Below are 19,309 nucleotides of genomic sequence, written 5' to 3' on the forward strand. Positions count from 1 at the left end.
TTTATTATTTATTTTTTTGATTTCAAGTTTATTTATAAAGAAACGATATTAATCATAAAAACTAAACCACGTGTTAATCACTCAATTAACCTAACCTGTTTTCCGCTGTTGCCCTTACTTACCTGAACAACCAGGCTACGGTACTACGATTCTCTGTTAATTTCGGCACATCACTAGATAACCCACCATGACCTGCTACCTTTAAAATACCTGAATGTCAACAGGTTAACGAATGAGATATTCGTCATAATCCTTTTGATATTAGGCACAATTTAATGTCATATATAGCCTTATCGAAAACGTGGTTAATTTAAGGACAAGAATATGCCTGCTGTAATAGATAAAGCCCTGGATTTCATTAGTGCTATGGATATATCAGCACCAACCCCCAGCTCTATGAATGAAAGTACGGCGAAGGGAATATTTAAATATTTGCATGCTCTGGGTGTACCCGCGACGGCCACCGATATTACTGCGCGAGCTGAACAGGAAGGCTGGAATCCTGGATTCACGGAAAAAATGGTTGGCTGGGCAAAAAAAATGGAGTCTGGTGAACGCGTGGTGATTAAAAACCCTGAATACTTCTCGTCTTATATGCAGGAAGAACTTAAAGCCCTTGTGTGAGTCAAAACTCCAGCACTAAAAATCAATCCGGACGCTTTCATTGATCTTAGAAAAGCGTCCTTTTTTCTCGTTATCAATAAAACCGCTGAATTCAATCAAGCAAAACAGCCCCGCGTTTCTTTGGTTCAAACGCTGCAGGCCAAATGGTTCGCTTGTCATAATGCACCCCGTTGAAACAAACATTCTGAAGATCTGTCCCAGCGAAATTAGCACCTCTTAAATCGGCAGCGGTAAAATCTGCCCCACAAAGTCGTGAATGTCTAAAATCAGCAGCAATGGGGCGTGACTGATAAAAATTACAATTCGTCAGATCGGCGTGATTTAGCCAGGCACACATCAGGGCGGCAGACGAGAGGTCGGCCCCAATAAGGGAGGATGTGATAAAACTGATATTACGCAGATGCGCATCATTAAACCGAGCACCATCCAGACACATGCCATCAAAAATAGCGCGATGTAAATTCATGCCGGAAAAATCCCAGCCGATGAGGCTATCCGTATCAAGATACAGAACGTCATCCGTGACGAAATCGATACGGATCATTGTGTATTACTCGTCTTCATCCTCAAAACGCGCCACAATCCGTTCGCCGGAATGGTTGGCGCGTAACTCTTCGGCTACCAGTGCGATTGCCTGACCGCTGCTCATCCCCTGTGTCATCAATTCCTGAATCCGCTCAACGGCTTTTTGCTGCTGTTCATGGGTGAGTGAAGGTAAACCTGCAAACATTGTTAACTCCTGCTAAATTGTTGGCGCTAATTATTTCATGCTACCCGGCACATAGCCAGTAGAGTCAGGACTAATGAAGACGTTATCTCCCGCTGTGATTACTTTACCCTGGCGTCAGGACGCCGCTGAATTTTATTTCTCCCGCTTGAGCCACTTGCCGTGGGCGATGCTTTTGCACTCCGGCTATGCCGATCATCCGCATAGTCGGTTTGATATTGTGGTGGCAGACCCCGTTTGCACCTTAACAACTCACGGTAATGAAACCGTGGTGTGTGAAGGAGAAACCCGTACAACGACCACTGATGACCCGTTAAAGGTACTCCAACAGGCGCTGGAGCATGCAAACATTCACCCGTTGCATAATTGTAATTTGCCATTTCAGGGTGGCGCACTGGGTTTATTTGGCTATGACCTGGGCCGCCGTTTTGAGTCCCTGCCGGAATTGGCGCTGAGAGATATCAACCTTCCTGATATGGCGGTAGGTATCTACGACTGGGCGTTGATTGTCGACCACCAGCGCCGGGTTGTTTCTTTGCTGAGTCATAATGATGTCAATGCCCGTCTGGCGTGGCTGGAAAACCAGCAAATTACACCGCAGGGTGATTTCACGCTAACCTCTGCCTGGCAATCTAATATGAGCCGCGAACAGTATGGCGAGAAATTTCGCCAGGTGCAGGAATATCTGCACAGCGGCGATTGTTACCAGGTGAATCTTGCCCAGCGTTTTCAAGCTACCTATTCTGGTGATGAGTGGCTGGCGTTCGTTAAACTCAACCAGGCCAACCGTGCACCATTTAGTGCCTTCCTGCGCCTGGAGCAAGGTGCGATTTTAAGCCTCTCGCCAGAACGTTTTATTCTTTGTGCTGATGGTGAGATCCAGACCCGTCCGATTAAAGGCACTCTGCCGCGTCTGGCCGATCCTCAGGAAGATAGCAAACAGGCAGAAAAACTGGCGAACTCACCGAAAGATCGCGCCGAAAACCTGATGATTGTCGATTTAATGCGTAATGATATTGGCCGTGTTGCCGTCGCAGGTTCGGTAAAAGTGCCAGAGCTGTTCGTGGTGGAGCCTTTCCCTGCAGTGCATCATCTGGTCAGCACCATAACGGCACGCCTTCCCGAGCAGTTGCATGCCAGCGATCTGCTGCGCGCGGCTTTTCCCGGAGGCTCAATCACCGGCGCACCGAAAGTACGGGCAATGGAAATTATCGACGAACTGGAACCTCAGCGACGCAACGCCTGGTGTGGCAGCATTGGCTATTTAAGTTTTTGCGGCAATATGGACACCAGCATCACTATCCGCACCCTGACCGCGGTTAACGGGCAAATTTACTGCTCTGCGGGCGGCGGTATTGTCGCCGATAGCCAGGAAGAGGCGGAATATCAGGAAACTTTTGATAAAGTTAATCGTATTCTGAAGCAACTGGAGAAGTAAGACGTGGAATACCGTAGCCTGACGCTTGATGATTTTTTATCACGCTTTCAACTTTTGCGCCCGCAAATTAACCGGGAAACCTTAAATCATCGTCAGGCTGCTGTGTTAATCCCCATCGTGCGCCGACCGCAACCGGGTTTGTTACTTACTCAGCGTTCAATTCACCTGCGTAAACATGCCGGACAGGTGGCGTTTCCAGGTGGCGCAGTAGATGACACCGACGCGTCAGTTATCGCCGCCGCGCTACGCGAAGCCGAAGAAGAAGTCGCTATACCGCCTTCAGCCGTTGAAGTTATCGGCGTGCTGCCGCCCGTCGATAGCGTAACGGGTTACCAGGTAACCCCAGTCGTCGGTATTATCCCGCCCGATTTACCCTATCGCGCCAGTGAAGATGAAGTCTCCGCTGTGTTTGAAATGCCGCTCGCTCAGGCATTACATCTGGGGCGCTATCACCCTTTAGATATCTACCGCCGTGGCGATTCACATCGGGTATGGCTTTCCTGGTACGAACAGTATTTTGTATGGGGAATGACCGCAGGCATAATTCGTGAGCTGGCGCTGCAAATTGGTGTGAAACCCTGACTATACTTATCTTTACATCTACAAAACACTACTTGAGACAATCATCGCAATATTAGTTAAATCGCGGTTTTTGATTAGTTTAATTCATGTGAATAGTTAAGCCGATCGCCGCGTTCCCTCTTACACTATGCGCTGTTATTAGTTCGTTACTGGAAGTCCAGTCACCTTGTCAGGAGTATTATCGTGATTAGTCTATTCGACATGTTTAAGGTGGGGATTGGTCCCTCATCTTCCCATACTGTAGGGCCTATGAAGGCGGGTAAACAGTTCGTCGATGATCTGGTCGAAAAAGGCTTACTGGATAGCGTTACCCGCGTTGCCGTGGACGTTTACGGTTCTCTATCGCTGACGGGTAAAGGCCATCATACCGATATCGCCATTATTATGGGTCTTGCAGGTAACGAACCTGCCACCGTGGATATCGACAGTATTCCCGGTTTTATTCGCGACGTAGAAGAGCGCGAACGTCTGCTGCTAGCGCAGGGACGGCATGAAGTGGATTTCCCCCGTGACAATGGGATGCGTTTTCATAACGGCAACCTGCCGCTGCATGAAAACGGGATGCAGATCCACGCGTATAATGGCGATAAAGTTGTTTACAGCAAAACTTATTATTCCATCGGCGGCGGTTTTATCGTCGATGAAGAACATTTTGGTCACGATGCCACCAACGAAGTCAGTGTGCCGTATCCGTTTAAATCTGCAACCGAGTTGCTGGCGTACTGTAATGAAACTGGCTATTCCCTTTCCGGCCTGGCAATGCAGAACGAACTGGCGCTGCACAGTAAGAAAGAGATCGATGACTATTTCGCGCATGTCTGGCAGACCATGCAGGCGTGTATCGATCGCGGAATGAATACCGAAGGCGTATTGCCTGGGCCGCTGCGTGTTCCGCGCCGTGCATCTGCCCTGCGCCGGATGCTGGTTTCCAGCGATAAACTGTCTAACGATCCGATGAATGTTATCGACTGGGTGAACATGTTTGCGCTGGCAGTGAACGAAGAAAACGCCGCAGGTGGTCGCGTGGTGACAGCGCCTACCAACGGTGCGTGCGGCATTGTTCCGGCAGTGTTGGCCTATTACGACCACTTTATTGAATCGGTCAGCCCGGATATCTATACCCGCTATTTTATGGCCGCTGGGGCAATTGGCGCGTTGTATAAAATGAACGCTTCTATTTCCGGTGCTGAAGTGGGTTGTCAGGGCGAAGTCGGCGTAGCCTGTTCAATGGCCGCCGCAGGCCTGGCTGAATTGTTGGGCGGTAGCCCGGAACAGGTTTGTGTGGCAGCGGAAATTGGGATGGAACACAACCTCGGTCTGACCTGCGATCCGGTGGCCGGTCAGGTTCAGGTGCCATGCATTGAGCGCAATGCTATTGCATCGGTGAAGGCGATCAACGCCGCACGTATGGCTTTACGCCGCACCAGTGCTCCGCGCGTCTCGCTGGATAAAGTCATCGAGACAATGTACGAAACCGGTAAGGATATGAACGCCAAGTACCGTGAAACCTCTCGCGGTGGTCTGGCAATAAAAGTCCAGTGTGACTAATACTTTTCTTTCGCCCATCTGCAACGGATGGGCGAATTTCCCCCGCTTTCTCGTCTGCTGTAAATTTCCCCACTACACTTCCACTGTTGCGTCAGGCGTTTGTTGCCATACGCTTACAGGGCGGCCCGCATGCAAAAAGCACAACGGATCATCAAAACTTATCGCCGTAATCGAATGATTGTTTGTACAATTTGCGCACTCTTTACGCTTGTGGCGACACTAAGCGTGCGATTTATTTCACAGCGTAATTTAAATCAACAGCGGGTGATACTTTTCGCCAATCACGCGGTTGAAGAGCTGGATAATATATTGCAACCCCTTCAGGCGGGACGCGAGATGTTACTTCCGTTGATTGGCCTCCCTTGCTCAGTCACTCATTTGCCTCTACGCAAACAAGCCGCAAAACTGCAAACGGTGCGTTCTATTGGTCTGGTACAAAACGGTACACTTTACTGCTCCAGCATCTTTGGCTATCGCAATGTTCCGGTTCATGATATTCAGGCCGATTTGCCCGCCCCACAGGCTCTTTTGCGCCTTACCACCGATCGCGTATTGATTAAAGGTAGTCCAGTGCTGATCCAGTGGTATCCCTCTCAATCACATACTGGCGATGGCGTTCTGGAGATGATCAACATTGACCTATTGACGACGATGTTACTGGAACCGCAGTTGCCGCAAATTAGAAACGCCAGCCTGACGGTGGCTGATCGCCATTTACTCTATGGTGACGGTCTGGTTGACGCTTTACCTCCACTTAATGGCAATGAACGTTACCAGGTTTCATCGCAGAACTTCCCTTTTACCATCAGCGTTAGCGGCCCTGGCGCGACAGCGCTGGCGTTGCATCATCTTCCCAGCCAGTTTCCACTGGCGGTACTGTTGAGTTTACTGGTGGGTTACATCGCATGGCTGGCAACCGCCCATAGAATGAGTTTTTCGCGCGAAATTAATCTTGGCCTCGCGCAACATGAATTCGAGCTATTCTGTCAACCTTTACTAAACGCTCGTAGCCAGCAATGTGTTGGTGTAGAAATATTGCTGCGCTGGAATAACCCGCGTCAGGGGTGGATCTCACCAGATGTATTTATCCCTATCGCGGAAGAACATCATCTGATAGTGCCGCTTACCCGTTATGTGATGATGGAAACCATCCGCCAAATCCACGTTTTTCCAATGAGCAGCCAGTTTCACATTGGGATTAACGTCGCCCCCAGCCATTTTCGCCGCGGCGTGTTATTGAAGGATCTCAATCAATATTGGTTTAGTGCTAACCCGATTCAGCAACTCATCCTCGAAATCACCGAGCGCGATGCCTTACTGGATGTCGATTATCGGATTGCCCGCGAACTGCATCGTAAAAACGTCAAACTGGCGATTGATGACTTCGGCACCGGCAACAGTTCGTTTTCCTGGCTGGAAACGTTACGCCCTGATGTGCTGAAAATCGATAAGTCTTTCACCGCTGCAATTGGTTCCGATGCGGTTAACTCGACGGTAACCGATATCATCATCGCATTGGGGCAAAGACTGAATATTGAACTGGTGGCGGAGGGCGTAGAAACGCAAGAACAGGCGAAGTATTTACGCCGTCATGGGGTGCATATTTTACAAGGGTATTTGTACGCGCAGCCGATGCCACTGCGTGATTTCCCAAAATGGCTGGCGGGCAGCCAACCGCCGCCTGCCCGGCATAATGGGCATATCACGCCCATCATGCCATTTCGTTAATGATTATTCGTCTTCGTCGTGCGCCAGTTGCTCTTTAACAATGCGAACCAGATCAACACGATAATCGTTAGCTTCAACAATGGTGATATGTAACGGCCCTACGTCAATCACATCGCCAGCACGCGGGATGTGACCATTTGCAGAAATCACCAGACCTGCCACCGTCGCGATATCATCGTCATCGGCAAGGTGCTCAACATCAAGCGCCTGCTGTAAGGCATGTAAGTCTGTACCGCCTTTTACCAGCCAGCCGTCGCCGTCAGTAATGATTTCCGGCGTTTCATCAGCGTCCGGGAACTCACCGGCAATGGCTTCCAGCACATCCAGAGGCGTGACCAGGCCTTGCACCACACCAAACTCGTTGGTAACGATAACAAAACTACCGCGAGCACGACGCAGCACGCCCAGCAGGTTGATCGGATCGAGGGTTTCCGGAACGATAATCGCCGGAGAAGCCGAGGCAATTGCTGCGACATCAACGCCATCTTCCAGCGCCACCAGCAGTTCTTTAGCACGCACGATACCGATGATTTCATCCAGTTCACCGCGACATACCGGGAACAGACTATGTGGCGAAGAAAGCAACTGCTCACGGATTTCATCAACACCGAGATTAGCGTCAACCCAGCTAATTTCGCCGCGCGGTGTCATAATCCCACGCAGAGAGCGAGACGCCAGTGTCAGCACGCCGTTAATCATATATCGCTCTTCTTCCGCAAACGCGCCTTCCGGCACAGGGATCGGCATCGGGTTATCGGCATCGTGCTGAACGTTCGCCTGACGTTTACCCCCCATCAAACGCAGGATGGCATCGGCAGTACGCGCACGCAGCGGTAAAGCTGACTGATGACGAATAAAGTTACGGCGCGCAATTTGGTTAAACACTTCGATGATGATCGAGAAGCCAATCGCGGCATACAGGTAACCTTTCGGAATATGGAAGCCAAACCCTTCAGCAACCAGGCTCAGACCAATCATTAACAAGAAGCTCAGGCAGAGCACCACCACTGTAGGATGCTGGTTAACGAATCTCGTCAACGGTTTCGACGCCAGCAACATGACCGCCATCGCAATCACCACCGCCGCCATCATCACCGGCAGGTGGTTGACCATCCCAACTGCGGTAATCACCGCATCCAGCGAGAAGACGGCATCGAGAATGACAATCTGCGTTACTACCACCCAGAAGCTGGCATAACCTTTACCGTGACCGGAATCATGATCGCGGTTTTCCAGCCGTTCATGCAGCTCCGTTGTCGCTTTGAACAGCAAGAATATCCCCCCGAACAACATAATCAGGTCGCGACCAGAGAAGGAAAAATCCATCACGGTAAATAGCGGTTTGGTCAGCGTGACCATCCATGAAATCAGCGACAGCAGTCCCAGACGCATGATCAGCGCCAGCGACAGTCCTAACAAACGAGCTTTATCACGTTGTTTCGGTGGCAGTTTGTCGGCAAGGATGGCGATGAAAACCAGGTTATCGATACCCAGCACGATTTCAAGAACGACAAGCGTGAGTAGCCCCACCCAAATCGAGGGGTCCATTAAGAATTCCATGACAAGCTCCTGCTTAAGGAATAGCTATTCGGCGCCAGAAATAATGCAGGCGTAACAACAAAATGCAAACAAAAGGTGCGGCAAAAAGTGCCAGAAAGGCAGGCGCTGAAAGGCCTGATGCTGAAATGACGTCGGTGACGATCCATACTGCGGGCTGCTGCCCTATACTCCTTGGTTGTTAAACGGGAGTTAAACATATCAGAGAGACCTCTGATTTGGCAAAGATTTACCTTCCTTTGCAAACAAATGTGACGAAAATATTTTCTCTTTCGGAATTTTGATAATCCAAAGTTAAATTACGGATCTTCATCACATAAAATATTTTTTTCGATATCTAAAATAAATCGCGAAACGCAGGGGGTTTTTGGTTGTAACCCTTATCTGAATCGATTCGATTGTGGACGACGATTCAAAAATACATCTGGCACGTTGAGGTGTTAACAATAATAAAGGAGGTAGCAAGTGACCATTGCTATTGTTATAGGCACACATGGTTGGGCTGCAGAGCAGTTGCTTAAAACGGCAGAGATGCTGTTAGGCGAGCAGGAAAACGTCGGCTGGATCGATTTCGTTCCAGGCGAAAATGCCGAAACGCTGATCGAAAAGTACAACGCTCAGTTGGCAAAACTCGACACCACTAAAGGCGTGCTGTTTCTCGTTGATACATGGGGAGGCAGCCCGTTCAATGCTGCCAGCCGCATTGTCGTCGACAAAGAGCATTATGAAGTGATCGCAGGCGTTAACATTCCAATGCTGGTGGAAACGTTAATGGCTCGTGATGATGACCCGGGCTTTGATGAACTGGTGGCGCTGGCAGTAGAAACAGGCCGTGAAGGTGTGAAAGCACTGAAAGCCAAACCGGTTGAAAAAGCAGCTCCCGCCCCCGCTTCGGCGGCACCCAAAGCGGCCCCAACTCCGGCAAAACCAATGGGACCAAATGACTACATGGTTATTGGCCTTGCGCGTATCGACGACCGTCTGATTCACGGTCAGGTAGCTACCCGCTGGACCAAAGAAACCAATGTCTCCCGTATTATTGTTGTTAGTGATGAAGTGGCTGCGGATACCGTTCGTAAGACACTGCTCACCCAGGTCGCACCTCCGGGCGTAACAGCACACGTGGTTGATGTTGCCAAGATGATTCGCGTCTACAACAACCCGAAATATGCTGGCGAACGTGTAATGCTGTTATTCACCAACCCGACAGATGTTGAGCGCCTCGTTGAAGGCGGCGTGAAAATTACCTCTGTTAACGTCGGTGGTATGGCATTCCGTCAGGGCAAAACCCAGGTGAATAACGCGGTTTCGGTTGATGAAAAAGATATCGAAGCGTTCAAGAAACTGAATGCACGCGGTATCGAACTGGAAGTCCGTAAGGTTTCCACCGATCCGAAACTGAAAATGATGGATCTGATCAGCAAAATCGATAAGTAACGTATTGTGTTGATTATCACTCAGTTTTCACACTTAAGTCTTACGTAAACAGGAGAAGTACAATGGAGATTACCACTCTTCAAATTGTGCTGGTATTTATCGTAGCCTGTATCGCAGGTATGGGATCTATCCTCGATGAATTTCAGTTTCACCGTCCGTTAATCGCCTGTACCCTGGTGGGTATCGTTCTTGGGGATATGAAAACCGGTATTATTATCGGTGGTACTCTGGAAATGATCGCTCTGGGCTGGATGAATATCGGTGCCGCAGTTGCGCCTGACGCCGCTCTGGCTTCTATCATTTCTACCATTCTGGTTATTGCAGGTCATCAAAGCATCGGTGCCGGTATCGCGCTGGCAATCCCGCTGGCCGCTGCGGGCCAGGTGCTGACCATCATCGTTCGTACCATCACCGTTGCTTTCCAGCACGCTGCGGATAAGGCGGCTGAGAATGGCAACCTGACGGCAATTTCCTGGATCCACGTTTCTTCGCTGTTCCTGCAAGCGATGCGTGTGGCTATCCCGGCCGTAATTGTTGCGCTGTCTGTAGGCACCAGTGAAGTTCAGAACATGCTGAACGCCATTCCGGAAGTGGTGACCAATGGTCTGAACATTGCTGGCGGCATGATCGTGGTTGTTGGTTATGCAATGGTTATCAACATGATGCGTGCAGGCTACCTGATGCCGTTCTTCTACCTCGGCTTCGTAACCGCAGCATTCACCAACTTTAACCTGGTTGCTCTGGGTGTAATTGGTACTGTTATGGCAGTGCTCTACATCCAACTTAGCCCGAAATATAACCGCGTAGCTGGTGCGCCTGTTCAGGCTGCTGGTAACAACGATCTCGATAACGAACTGGACTAACAGGTGAGCGAAATGGTTGATACAACTAAAACTACCACCGAGAAAAAACTCACTCCGAGTGATATTCGTGGCGTCTTCCTGCGTTCTAACCTCTTCCAGGGTTCATGGAACTTCGAACGTATGCAGGCACTGGGTTTCTGCTTCTCTATGGTTCCGGCGATTCGTCGCCTCTACCCTGAGAACAATGATGCCCGTAAACAGGCGATTAAACGTCACCTCGAATTCTTTAACACCCAACCGTTCGTGGCTGCGCCAATTCTGGGCGTAACCCTGGCGCTGGAAGAACAGCGTGCTAACGGCGCAGAGATCGACGACGGTGCTATCAACGGTATCAAAGTAGGTCTGATGGGTCCGCTGGCAGGCGTGGGTGACCCGATCTTCTGGGGTACGGTACGTCCGGTTTTTGCAGCACTGGGAGCCGGTATCGCGATGAGTGGCAGCCTGTTAGGTCCGCTGCTGTTCTTTATCTTGTTTAACCTGGTGCGTCTGGCAACACGTTACTACGGCGTAGCGTATGGTTACTCCAAAGGTATCGATATCGTTAAAGATATGGGTGGCGGCTTCCTGCAAAAACTGACGGAAGGGGCGTCTATTCTCGGCCTGTTTGTCATGGGGGCGTTGGTTAACAAGTGGACACATGTCAACATCCCTCTGGTCGTCTCTCGCATCACCGACCAGACGGGTAAAGAGCACGTTACCACTGTCCAGACCATTCTTGACCAGTTAATGCCAGGCCTGGTGCCGCTGCTGCTGACCTTTGCCTGTATGTGGCTGCTGCGCAAAAAAGTTAACCCGCTGTGGATTATCGTTGGCTTCTTCGTCATTGGTATCGCTGGTTACGCTTGCGGCCTGCTGGGACTGTAATACTGTTGTACACTACCGGGGCCTTTTGGCCCCGTTTTTTTATCTGGAGGATTAATGACAATCACGGAACTGGTACTGATTCTGTTCATCGCCGCACTGCTTGCTTTTGCGATATACGATCAGTTCATCATGCCCCGCCGCAACGGCCCCACCCTGCTGGCAATTCCTTTGCTCCGGCGCGGTCGCATCGATAGCGTTATCTTTGTCGGGCTGATTGTCATTCTTATCTATAACAATGTAACCAGCCATGGCGCACAAATAACCACCTGGTTATTAAGTGCACTGGCGCTAATGGGATTTTATACTTTCTGGATCCGGGTTCCGAAAATCATCTTCAAACAAAAAGGGTTTTTCTTCGCCAATGTTTGGATTGAATATAGCCGAATTAAAGCGATGAACTTATCGGAAGATGGTGTACTGGTGATGCAATTAGAACAGCGCCGTTTGTTAATCCGCGTCCGAAATATCGACGATCTGGAAAAGATTTATAAACTTCTAGTTTCAACTCAATAACTTATCAACTTAGCCAAAGCTATGTGTAGTGTATTTTTAATAACCAGACATAGCTTAGGCTATATTACGCCGTCCCTTATTTGTTATTATTTTTAACGTTTTATTGATATATAAATCTAAATGAAAATCGTTATCAGTAATAGCAATAGAATAATATATTCTGACAGTTGTTTTATATTCTCAAAATATGTTAAGGTTGCGCCCTCATTTGGGGAGTAGCCGATTTCCAGACTTCGGAAATGTACGTGTCAACATACTCGTTGCAAAACGTGGCGCGTACGGACTGAACATTTTCAGTCAGGCGAGACCATATGCACATCAATCGCTATGCCTGCATGAGCGCTTCTTGTCGTTCGTGTGTGCATGTTTGCTGGGGGCGATGATGTGTTTTATGGATACCCCGGTCAGGACATTGTCATGAATATCACTGCTACTGTTCTTCTTGCTTTTGGTATGTCGATGGATGCCTTTGCTGCATCAATCGGTAAAGGTGCCACCCTCCATAAACCGAAATTTTCTGAAGCTCTGCGAACTGGCCTTATTTTCGGTGCCGTCGAAACGCTGACGCCGCTGATTGGCTGGGGGATGGGCATGTTGGCCAGCCGTTTTGTCCTCGAGTGGAACCACTGGATTGCGTTTGTACTGCTGATATTCCTCGGCGGGCGAATGATTATTGAGGGTTTTCGCGGTGGAGATGATGAAGATGAAGAACCGCGTCGTCGTCACGGTTTCTGGTTGCTGGTGACTACCGCAATTGCCACCAGCCTGGATGCAATGGCTGTTGGTGTTGGTCTGGCCTTCCTGCAAGTGAACATTATCGCGACTGCGCTGGCGATTGGCTGCGCCACCTTAATCATGTCAACATTAGGCATGATGGTGGGCCGCTTTATCGGTTCAATTATTGGGAAAAAAGCGGAAATTCTTGGCGGGCTGGTGCTTATTGGCATTGGCGTCCAGATCCTCTGGACGCACTACCACAGCTAATTTATTCGTTGCCAGACGTGAATATTAAAATCCGTCTGGCAATTAAATTCTTCTTTTGCTGCCAACGCTTGCCAGACCTCTGGCTTTGCGCGCCAGGCAAACGGCGTCATCTGTAACAACGCAACCGCCTCATCTCCGCGCAGGCGCATCGGATAATGTAATTCATTACTCCGCTGCAGCTCAAAACCATCCAGTTTCTCAGCATGGGGCGCATGTAGATGTACTTCGTCGTAAATTAAACCCTTCAGCTCCATTAAATGCCGTGGCCCAGGAGTAGCGGTAATGACCCACCCACCCGGTTTGACTACTCGCGCTAATTCTTCTGCTTTGCACGGTGCGTAGATACGGATAATGGCATCCATACTGGCATCAGAAAACGGCAGACGGTGGCTGGAAGCGACACAAAAGGTGACCTGCTGATAGCGTTTCGCAGCAGCTTTAATCGCGACCTTAGAGACATCCAGACCAAAAGTCGTCACGCCAGGTAAGACATCGGCAAAAGCATGGGTGTAGTACCCTTCCCCACAACCAATATCCAGTATCGCCGTTGCGTGCTGCTCAAGACATTCACACAATTGAGCGACAATCGCATCGCGAAGCGGCTGATAATGACCGGCATCTAAAAATGTACGCCGCGCTTGCATCATTTCCGCACTATCGCCCGGATCGCGAGAACGTTTATGCTGAACGGGCAGCAAATTAACATATCCCTCTTTCGCCATATCAAATTGATGCCGTTGGGGACAGATATAGCTGTTTTTTTCAAGCGCTAAAGGCTGATGACAAAGTGGACAGGAAAATGACATGACAACTCCGGCAGGATACTAAAGGCCGCAAGTGTAACGCGAATCGCACGACTGGCAAATATCCGGGACAGGAACGAAAATAAAACAAAGTAAAAAGCCTCGCAAATTCGACGAGGCTTTATAGCGAGATTGAAGCGCGTTTACACTTCAGATCAGTGGATTCGATCAGATAGCTGTTACGTTAACAGCCGCCGGACCTTTCTGGCCGTCCTGAATTTCGAACTCAACGTTCTGGCCTTCGGCCAGAGTTTTGAAGCCATTACCCTGGATAGCAGAGAAGTGTACGAACACATCTTTGCTGCCATCTGCCGGAGTAATGAAGCCAAAACCTTTAGACTCGTTGAACCACTTAACCTGACCTTTAATCTTTGCCATTTGAAAAATTCCTTAGATTGTTTTCTTCGCCCGCAGGCATTACAGAGATAAAACTGACACATTACTGCATGAGGCACTAATATAAGGCTCGGCAGAGAAGCGGTATTCAACGACAACGTGTTTACTCAGGACTTCTTTACTGAAAATGCCACACATAAACAGAACTGTACCTCGTTTAACCCGAAACTGTTATCACATACAACGTTAATTATGGCAAGCCATTTTTAAACATGTCTCGATCAGCCGCACAAATCTCGATACGCCTTCCACTTTTTTTGCACACTTATGCAACGGAATACGTGCCGATATATCGATGCACTTAACCATACCATTACACGCAGATACTTGACCTGATGCAGTTTCTAACATAGTTCAATAAGTTCAGTTCTTCCAGAGCAGCAGTACAAGTTATTACGCAATGCGAGCGATATCACTTTTTATGATATATAACGAATAAAATGTTATATAACTTCACCCAATAAAACAGATAGTTAACAACATACACAGGTGAAATGAAGAAACCAGACTTAATGCTCATTATTAATTTAAAATAAGAAAAATTGATGAATTACTAAAAAGTGAAGGGAGAAACGTTTCGCTAATAAATAATACCGCAATTGATCACAATTCCGATGTAAACATCCCAATAGCTTAGTGCGATTAATATCTTTTTCCGATACCGCTATTATGAAATAAATAACACGATAAATAATCGAAGTCAGACCAGAGTATTAATTTGAATCAATTGCACCACTATAGTGCGGATAAGATGAGTAACCCATCAGCATTAGGGCTACTCAAATTTTGAGGAAAGATTACCGTTCCGCTACCAGGCGGATGATATCTTCATCTTCAGCCGTTTTTAGGTTCTCAGCAGTATTCGCATCCGTTTTTTCAGGTTCGTTTGCTTCGCACAAACGACGTAACAGTGCATTTTGCCGTTTTTGCTGTTCCAGCAATGCCTCAAGAAGTTCAATCTGTTCGTTAGTCCGTGAACTGGCACGGTTGATGAAAAACCACAAGATGAGCCCAATAGCGAGAATTACCACCGATACAACCAAAGACGCAACGTTCATTACGCCTGAATTTACAACTTCGTTCATTTCACCACCTCTAAGTAGAGGTGTCATTCTACCACTGCCACACAGGAAGGAAATCTACTGCTGAAAAAATGATATCACCACGGGATAAATTGATTGATGGCACAAATTCCGCTGAAAAATTGTACATCCTGATCGCACATCATGTTGAATACCTGCGCCCATAGCAGCAAGCAAGCCAGCACAGCAACAACCAGAACGACCCATCGAAACTTTTTCACTCCATTCTCCGTTTAACCTACCTTATGTCATTAAACTATCATGCGTTAGTTAAACAGCGCCTAACCATGTCGATATTCGTGCTTTTTCGGAACTATACGCTTGCTTCAGCCCATATTACCGCTACGATTAAGCGAACAAAAAAGAGAAGAGGTCATAATGCGATTCATTATTCGCACAATTATGTTGATAGCACTGGTATGGACAGGATTATTACTAAGCGGATATGGTGTTCTGATTGGAAGCAAGGAAAATGCCGCTGGGTTAGGGTTGCAATGCACCTATCTGACGGCCCGGGATACCAGTACGGTACAATACCTGCACACTAAAAGTGGTTTTTTCGGGATAACCGATTGCCCACTGTTACGTAAAAACAATATCGTCGTCGATAATGGCTAATAGATTAAGGTATAAATACCCACATTAAACTCAATGAATAAAACGTACACTTATCACCAACGTATACGATATTACGCCAGCCATCAGTAACTTTATTTACCCCCCACCAGATAAGAACCTGTCTGAATATTATACAGACAGGTTCTAACTCTAATCAGAACGGATAGTCGTGATACCCCATTTGCGAGGAAATTTTACGTGCGGCCGTATGCAACATAGCTACGTACTCCTGCAAACGCTCTTCAGAGAAACGCAGCGTTGGGAAGGAGATGCTCAGACCGGCAATAACCACACCAAAGCGGTCAAATACCGGAACCGCGATACAACGTAGTCCTTCTTCCTGCTCTTCGTTATCTTCACCATAACCTTGCTCGCGCACCTGGTCCAACACCGGTAGTAACGCTTCGGTACTGGTAATGGTACGATCGGTACTGCGTTTATACTCAACGCCCTCAAGGATCTGCTTCACTTCATCACGATCGCGCCAGGCCAGCAGCACTTTACCAATCGCGGTGCTGTAAAGCGGATTACGACGACCAATCCGTGAATACATGCGCAAATTGTACATAGAGTCAATTTTGTGGATGTAAACAATGCTGTCTTCGTCCAGTGCGCCAAGGTGGATGGTTTCTTTCGTCAGGCGGGAGATTTCGCGCATCTGGATATCTGCGCTACGAATGAGATCGACGTTTTGTAAGGCACGAGCCCCCAACTCAAACAATTTCAGGGTCAGAGAATATTTCTCCGACTCCCCTTCCTGCGCCACATACCCCAGGGTTTTCATGGTCTGTAAAAAGCGATAAACGGTGCTTTTTGACATCATGACGCGCTGTGACAGCTCGGTTATCCCTATTTCGCGCTCTTCGCCCAGCGCCTGTAAAATGCCAAAAACCTTCAGTACAGAAGATACAGAATCAGGCTGTTTATCCAGATCTGCGTTAGCCATTTATCACCTCATTGCGAGTGTTTTATAAAAATCAGAACTGTTTTTTATTATAATTTCGCGCCTGGGTGGTCGCAATCCATCTTTTGCCGGTTAGTTACAATTCTGCGACATCCGCCGTGAATATCAGTGCTAGAATCATAACCCTATTGATTATCATCCAAAGATATAAAATTCCTATGCCAAAAGTTCAGGCCGATGGCCTGCCGTTGCCTCAGCGATACGGCGCGATTTTAACCATTATTATCGGTATTTCGATGGCGGTCCTCGACGGCGCTATCGCCAACGTCGCCTTGCCAACTATTGCTACTGATCTTCACGCCACGCCAGCCAGTTCTATTTGGGTGGTGAATGCCTATCAAATCGCGATTGTCGTCTCCCTGCTTTCGTTTTCGTTTCTGGGAGATATGTTTGGCTATCGACGCATTTATAAATGCGGCCTGGTCGTATTTCTGCTGTCATCGTTGTTCTGTGCCCTTTCTGATTCGCTGCAAATGCTAACTCTGGCGCGTGTAATACAAGGTTTTGGTGGCGCAGCACTAATGAGCGTCAATACTGCTCTTATCCGGCTAATCTATCCACAGCGTTTTCTGGGGCGGGGAATGGGAATTAACTCGTTTATTGTCGCCGTCTCCTCTGCTGCCGGGCCAACTATCGCCGCGGTAATCCTCTCCATCGCGTCATGGAAGTGGCTATTTTTAATCAACGTACCGTTGGGTATTATCGCCCTGCTTCTGGCAATGCGTTTTCTGCCACCTAATGGTTCTCGTGCCAGTAAACCACGTTTTGACCTGCCCAGCGCCGTGATGAACGCGTTAACATTTGGTCTGCTTATTACCGCGTTGAGTGGTTTTGCTCAGGGGCAATCGCTGACGTTGATTGGTGTAGAACTGGCGGTAATGGTTGTCGTTGGTATTTTCTTTATTCGTCGTCAGCTTTCTCTTCCCGTGCCGCTGTTGCCAGTGGATTTACTGCGTATTCCGCTTTTTTCACTGTCTATTTGCACGTCTATTTGTTCTTTCTGCGCACAGATGCTGGCAATGGTCTCCCTGCCCTTTTATCTGCAAACGGTGCTCGGACGTAGTGAAGTGGAAACAGGTCTACTTCTGACCCCATGGCCGCTGGCAACAATGGTGATGGCACCGCTGGCAGGTTATCTGATAGAACGCGTGCATGCTGGGTTACTTGGAGCTTTAGGGTTGTTTATTATGGCGGCGGGGCTTTTTTCGCTGGTTCTCTTGCCTGCTTCACCTGCCGATATCAATATCATCTGGCCTATGATCTTGTGCGGTGCCGGTTTTGGATTATTCCAGTCACCCAATAACCACACCATTATTACTTCCGCCCCGCGGGAACGTAGCGGCGGTGCCAGTGGCATGTTAGGTACGGCTCGTCTGCTTGGTCAGAGTAGTGGCGCAGCGTTGGTGGCACTGATGTTAAATCAGTTTGGTGATAATGGTACGCACGTCTCACTGATGACCGCGGCTATTCTGGCAGTAATCGCTGCCGGTGTTAGTGGTTTACGGATCACCCAGCCACGATCCCAGGCATAAAAAAAGCGCGTCAACCTGGACGCGCTTTTTGAGTATTTATTTCATCTTACTTCAGGTATTCACCCGTGCGCAGAGCCTCAATACGTTTATCCAGCGGCGGGTGGGTCATGAACAGCTCGCTCAGCGATTTTGACTTACCGTTAATGCAGAAAGCCATCATGCTGGTTGCTTCTTGCGGTTCATAGCTGGTTTTCAGGCGCTGTAGCGCAGCAATCATTTTTTCACGGCCAACCAATTTGGCTGAACCGGCATCAGCGTGAAATTCACGGTGACGCGAGAACCACATGGTGATAATGCTCGCCAGAATACCAAACACTAACTCCAGTACCGTCGCAACTGCAAAGTAGATCAGCGGGTTGCCGTTACTCTCTTCGCCTTCGTCGCGGTTACCGCCCATGAAGCCAGCGGCCAGTTGTGCCAGAATACGGGAAATAAAGATAACAAAGGTGTTCACCACGCCCTGAATCAGCGTCATGGTAACCATGTCACCATTAGCAATGTGGCTAATTTCGTGGGCAATTACCGCCTCGGCTTCATCCGGGCTCATGTTTTGCAACAAACCCGTGCTGACAGCAACCAGAGAGGCATCCCGGCGCGCACCGGTTGCAAAAGCGTTAATGTCCGGCGCATGGTAGATAGCCACTTGTGGCATAGCAATCCCAGCCTGACGCGCCTGGGTTGCAACAGTATTGATCAGCCAACGTTCCCTTTCGTTACGCGGTTGCTCGATCACTTCCCCGCCAACAGATCGTAATGCCATCCATTTGGACATCAGAAGCGAAACGAAGGAACCACCGAAGCCGAACAGCAAGGCCATAATCATCAGCCCCTGAACGCTGCTCGACTGTATCCCTGTCAGGCTCAGTACCAGCCCGAAAACGACCATAACGGCCAGGTTCGTTAGCAGGAAGAGCGCGATTCGCATCATAATTTTCTTTTTACCTCAGTTTAACAAAACGCAATATGCGATACCCACATCGTATGGGTTACTCGACTATTTTCAAGTCTGGATAGAGCGTAAGTCACCAGAAAGACACAACTTTACATTT

The 19,309-nt window shown here is 48.6% G+C and carries 23 protein-coding genes; 12 read left to right on the forward strand and 11 right to left on the reverse strand.

Features of this window, described 5'->3' with window-relative positions:
* The first annotated feature begins 324 nt into the window (after positions 1-324).
* Positions 325-624 carry a DUF1889 family protein gene (locus ESM_RS0102640; RefSeq protein WP_001112001.1) on the forward strand — a complete coding sequence of 100 codons (300 nt, stop codon included), beginning with the start codon at positions 325-327 and terminating at the stop codon, positions 622-624.
* Between the two features lie 91 nt (positions 625-715).
* On the opposite strand, the gene ESM_RS0102645 is transcribed toward ESM_RS0102640, so the two are convergent.
* Together ESM_RS0102645 and ESM_RS0102650 are read right to left on the reverse strand one after the other, a co-directional pair.
* Positions 716-1,168 (reverse strand): pentapeptide repeat-containing protein, encoded by a 453-nt coding sequence (locus tag ESM_RS0102645; RefSeq protein ID WP_000618094.1) that lies wholly within the window; start codon positions 1,166-1,168, stop codon positions 716-718.
* Positions 1,169-1,174: 6 nt separating this feature from the next.
* Positions 1,175-1,354, reverse strand: coding sequence for a YoaH family protein (locus tag ESM_RS0102650; protein ID WP_000457337.1), 180 nt, complete (start codon positions 1,352-1,354; stop codon positions 1,175-1,177).
* A 73-nt stretch (positions 1,355-1,427) separates the two neighbouring features.
* Between ESM_RS0102650 and pabB the strand changes: the two genes are divergently transcribed.
* The 4 genes from pabB (at position 1,428) to ESM_RS0102670 (ending at position 6,647) form a co-directional block, all read left to right on the forward strand.
* Positions 1,428-2,789: an aminodeoxychorismate synthase component 1 gene (pabB, locus tag ESM_RS0102655; protein WP_000854962.1), complete on the forward strand. Its 1,362-nt coding sequence runs from the start codon at positions 1,428-1,430 to the stop codon at positions 2,787-2,789.
* Positions 2,790-2,792: 3 nt separating this feature from the next.
* Positions 2,793-3,371: a CoA pyrophosphatase gene (locus ESM_RS0102660; protein ID WP_000456725.1), complete on the forward strand. Its 579-nt coding sequence runs from the start codon at positions 2,793-2,795 to the stop codon at positions 3,369-3,371.
* 183 nt (positions 3,372-3,554) lie between these two features.
* Positions 3,555-4,919, forward strand: a complete 1,365-nt coding sequence (gene sdaA, locus ESM_RS0102665; RefSeq protein ID WP_000624308.1) for an L-serine ammonia-lyase — start codon at positions 3,555-3,557, stop codon at positions 4,917-4,919.
* Positions 4,920-5,048: 129 nt separating this feature from the next.
* The gene (locus ESM_RS0102670) at positions 5,049-6,647 is read left to right on the forward strand and encodes an EAL domain-containing protein (RefSeq protein ID WP_010376153.1); all 1,599 of its coding nucleotides are present in this window, start codon (positions 5,049-5,051) and stop codon (positions 6,645-6,647) included.
* 3 nt (positions 6,648-6,650) lie between these two features.
* On the opposite strand, the gene yoaE is transcribed toward ESM_RS0102670, so the two are convergent.
* Positions 6,651-8,207 (reverse strand): CNNM family cation transport protein YoaE, encoded by a 1,557-nt coding sequence (yoaE, locus tag ESM_RS0102675; RefSeq protein ID WP_000395006.1) that lies wholly within the window; start codon positions 8,205-8,207, stop codon positions 6,651-6,653.
* A complete protein-coding gene (locus ESM_RS1000000129355; RefSeq protein ID WP_269471531.1) occupies positions 8,195-8,353 on the reverse strand; it encodes a protein YoaL in 159 nt (52 codons plus the stop codon). Before ESM_RS1000000129355 ends, yoaE begins: the two co-directional genes overlap by 13 nt.
* A 316-nt stretch (positions 8,354-8,669) precedes the next feature.
* Between ESM_RS1000000129355 and manX the strand changes: the two genes are divergently transcribed.
* The 5 genes from manX (at position 8,670) to mntP (ending at position 12,865) form a co-directional block, all read left to right on the forward strand.
* Positions 8,670-9,641 carry a PTS mannose transporter subunit IIAB gene (manX, locus tag ESM_RS0102680; protein WP_000150534.1) on the forward strand — a complete coding sequence of 324 codons (972 nt, stop codon included), beginning with the start codon at positions 8,670-8,672 and terminating at the stop codon, positions 9,639-9,641.
* A 62-nt stretch (positions 9,642-9,703) separates the two neighbouring features.
* Positions 9,704-10,504 carry a PTS mannose transporter subunit IIC gene (gene manY / locus ESM_RS0102685; protein WP_000406934.1) on the forward strand — a complete coding sequence of 267 codons (801 nt, stop codon included), beginning with the start codon at positions 9,704-9,706 and terminating at the stop codon, positions 10,502-10,504.
* Between the two features lie 12 nt (positions 10,505-10,516).
* Positions 10,517-11,368 carry a PTS mannose transporter subunit IID gene (gene manZ, locus ESM_RS0102690; protein ID WP_001516270.1) on the forward strand — a complete coding sequence of 284 codons (852 nt, stop codon included), beginning with the start codon at positions 10,517-10,519 and terminating at the stop codon, positions 11,366-11,368.
* A gap of 54 nt (positions 11,369-11,422) precedes the next feature.
* On the forward strand, positions 11,423-11,881 hold the full coding sequence (locus tag ESM_RS0102695) for a DUF986 family protein (protein WP_000156311.1): 459 nt from the start codon (positions 11,423-11,425) through the stop codon (positions 11,879-11,881).
* 417 nt (positions 11,882-12,298) lie between these two features.
* Entirely contained in the window at positions 12,299-12,865 is a 567-nt protein-coding gene (gene mntP / locus ESM_RS0102700; RefSeq protein WP_001027737.1) for a manganese efflux pump MntP, read from the forward strand.
* Here the strand turns inward: mntP and rlmA are convergent.
* The 5 genes from rlmA to mgrB all read right to left on the reverse strand — a co-directional run bounded on the left by rlmA (position 12,862) and on the right by mgrB (position 15,367).
* Positions 12,862-13,671, reverse strand: coding sequence for a 23S rRNA (guanine(745)-N(1))-methyltransferase (rlmA, locus tag ESM_RS0102705; protein ID WP_000010094.1), 810 nt, complete (start codon positions 13,669-13,671; stop codon positions 12,862-12,864). The genes mntP and rlmA overlap by 4 nt on opposite strands.
* A 165-nt stretch (positions 13,672-13,836) precedes the next feature.
* Positions 13,837-14,046, reverse strand: a complete 210-nt coding sequence (cspE, locus tag ESM_RS0102710) for a transcription antiterminator/RNA stability regulator CspE (protein ID WP_001062678.1) — start codon at positions 14,044-14,046, stop codon at positions 13,837-13,839.
* 39 nt (positions 14,047-14,085) lie between these two features.
* Positions 14,086-14,202 carry a DUF2627 domain-containing protein gene (locus tag ESM_RS01000000123875; protein ID WP_032141266.1) on the reverse strand — a complete coding sequence of 39 codons (117 nt, stop codon included), beginning with the start codon at positions 14,200-14,202 and terminating at the stop codon, positions 14,086-14,088.
* Positions 14,203-14,861: 659 nt separating this feature from the next.
* Positions 14,862-15,149: a YebO family protein gene (locus ESM_RS0102715; RefSeq protein ID WP_001006870.1), complete on the reverse strand. Its 288-nt coding sequence runs from the start codon at positions 15,147-15,149 to the stop codon at positions 14,862-14,864.
* A gap of 74 nt (positions 15,150-15,223) precedes the next feature.
* Positions 15,224-15,367, reverse strand: a complete 144-nt coding sequence (gene mgrB, locus ESM_RS0102720) for a PhoP/PhoQ regulator MgrB (protein WP_000714549.1) — start codon at positions 15,365-15,367, stop codon at positions 15,224-15,226.
* A gap of 157 nt (positions 15,368-15,524) precedes the next feature.
* Here mgrB and ESM_RS0102725 point away from each other — a divergent pair, with 157 nt between their 5' ends.
* Positions 15,525-15,764 carry a YobH family protein gene (locus ESM_RS0102725; protein ID WP_001211005.1) on the forward strand — a complete coding sequence of 80 codons (240 nt, stop codon included), beginning with the start codon at positions 15,525-15,527 and terminating at the stop codon, positions 15,762-15,764.
* A 154-nt stretch (positions 15,765-15,918) separates the two neighbouring features.
* On the opposite strand, the gene kdgR is transcribed toward ESM_RS0102725, so the two are convergent.
* Complete coding sequence (kdgR, locus tag ESM_RS0102730; RefSeq protein ID WP_001262177.1) at positions 15,919-16,710, reverse strand: DNA-binding transcriptional regulator KdgR; 792 nt, start codon at positions 16,708-16,710, stop codon at positions 15,919-15,921.
* 176 nt (positions 16,711-16,886) lie between these two features.
* Here kdgR and ESM_RS0102735 point away from each other — a divergent pair, with 176 nt between their 5' ends.
* Positions 16,887-18,260, forward strand: coding sequence for an MFS transporter (locus ESM_RS0102735; RefSeq protein ID WP_010376166.1), 1,374 nt, complete (start codon positions 16,887-16,889; stop codon positions 18,258-18,260).
* Positions 18,261-18,306: 46 nt separating this feature from the next.
* Here ESM_RS0102735 and htpX read toward each other — a convergent pair whose 3' ends face one another.
* A complete protein-coding gene (gene htpX, locus ESM_RS0102740; protein WP_000984500.1) occupies positions 18,307-19,188 on the reverse strand; it encodes a protease HtpX in 882 nt (293 codons plus the stop codon).
* Positions 19,189-19,309 lie beyond the last annotated feature (121 nt).

Origin of the sequence: Escherichia sp. TW09308 (assembly GCF_000208565.1) — a bacterium.
GTDB classification, from domain to species: Bacteria; Pseudomonadota; Gammaproteobacteria; order Enterobacterales; family Enterobacteriaceae; genus Escherichia; species Escherichia marmotae.

Coding starts and splice junctions, on each gene's coding strand:
- ESM_RS0102640 (WP_001112001.1), top strand. CDS start 325: ATGCCTGCTGTAATAGATAAAGCCCTGGATTTCATTAGTGCTATGGAT.
- ESM_RS0102645 (WP_000618094.1), bottom strand. CDS start 1,168: ATGATCCGTATCGATTTCGTCACGGATGACGTTCTGTATCTTGATACG.
- ESM_RS0102650 (WP_000457337.1), bottom strand. CDS start 1,354: ATGTTTGCAGGTTTACCTTCACTCACCCATGAACAGCAGCAAAAAGCC.
- pabB (WP_000854962.1), top strand. CDS start 1,428: ATGAAGACGTTATCTCCCGCTGTGATTACTTTACCCTGGCGTCAGGAC.
- ESM_RS0102670 (WP_010376153.1), top strand. CDS start 5,049: ATGCAAAAAGCACAACGGATCATCAAAACTTATCGCCGTAATCGAATG.
- yoaE (WP_000395006.1), bottom strand. CDS start 8,207: ATGGAATTCTTAATGGACCCCTCGATTTGGGTGGGGCTACTCACGCTT.
- ESM_RS1000000129355 (WP_269471531.1), bottom strand. CDS start 8,353: ATGGATCGTCACCGACGTCATTTCAGCATCAGGCCTTTCAGCGCCTGC.
- manY (WP_000406934.1), top strand. CDS start 9,704: ATGGAGATTACCACTCTTCAAATTGTGCTGGTATTTATCGTAGCCTGT.
- manZ (WP_001516270.1), top strand. CDS start 10,517: ATGGTTGATACAACTAAAACTACCACCGAGAAAAAACTCACTCCGAGT.
- ESM_RS0102695 (WP_000156311.1), top strand. CDS start 11,423: ATGACAATCACGGAACTGGTACTGATTCTGTTCATCGCCGCACTGCTT.
- mntP (WP_001027737.1), top strand. CDS start 12,299: ATGAATATCACTGCTACTGTTCTTCTTGCTTTTGGTATGTCGATGGAT.
- rlmA (WP_000010094.1), bottom strand. CDS start 13,671: ATGTCATTTTCCTGTCCACTTTGTCATCAGCCTTTAGCGCTTGAAAAA.
- cspE (WP_001062678.1), bottom strand. CDS start 14,046: ATGGCAAAGATTAAAGGTCAGGTTAAGTGGTTCAACGAGTCTAAAGGT.
- ESM_RS01000000123875 (WP_032141266.1), bottom strand. CDS start 14,202: ATGTGTGGCATTTTCAGTAAAGAAGTCCTGAGTAAACACGTTGTCGTT.
- ESM_RS0102715 (WP_001006870.1), bottom strand. CDS start 15,149: ATGAACGAAGTTGTAAATTCAGGCGTAATGAACGTTGCGTCTTTGGTT.
- ESM_RS0102725 (WP_001211005.1), top strand. CDS start 15,525: ATGCGATTCATTATTCGCACAATTATGTTGATAGCACTGGTATGGACA.
- kdgR (WP_001262177.1), bottom strand. CDS start 16,710: ATGGCTAACGCAGATCTGGATAAACAGCCTGATTCTGTATCTTCTGTA.
- ESM_RS0102735 (WP_010376166.1), top strand. CDS start 16,887: ATGCCAAAAGTTCAGGCCGATGGCCTGCCGTTGCCTCAGCGATACGGC.
- htpX (WP_000984500.1), bottom strand. CDS start 19,188: ATGATGCGAATCGCGCTCTTCCTGCTAACGAACCTGGCCGTTATGGTC.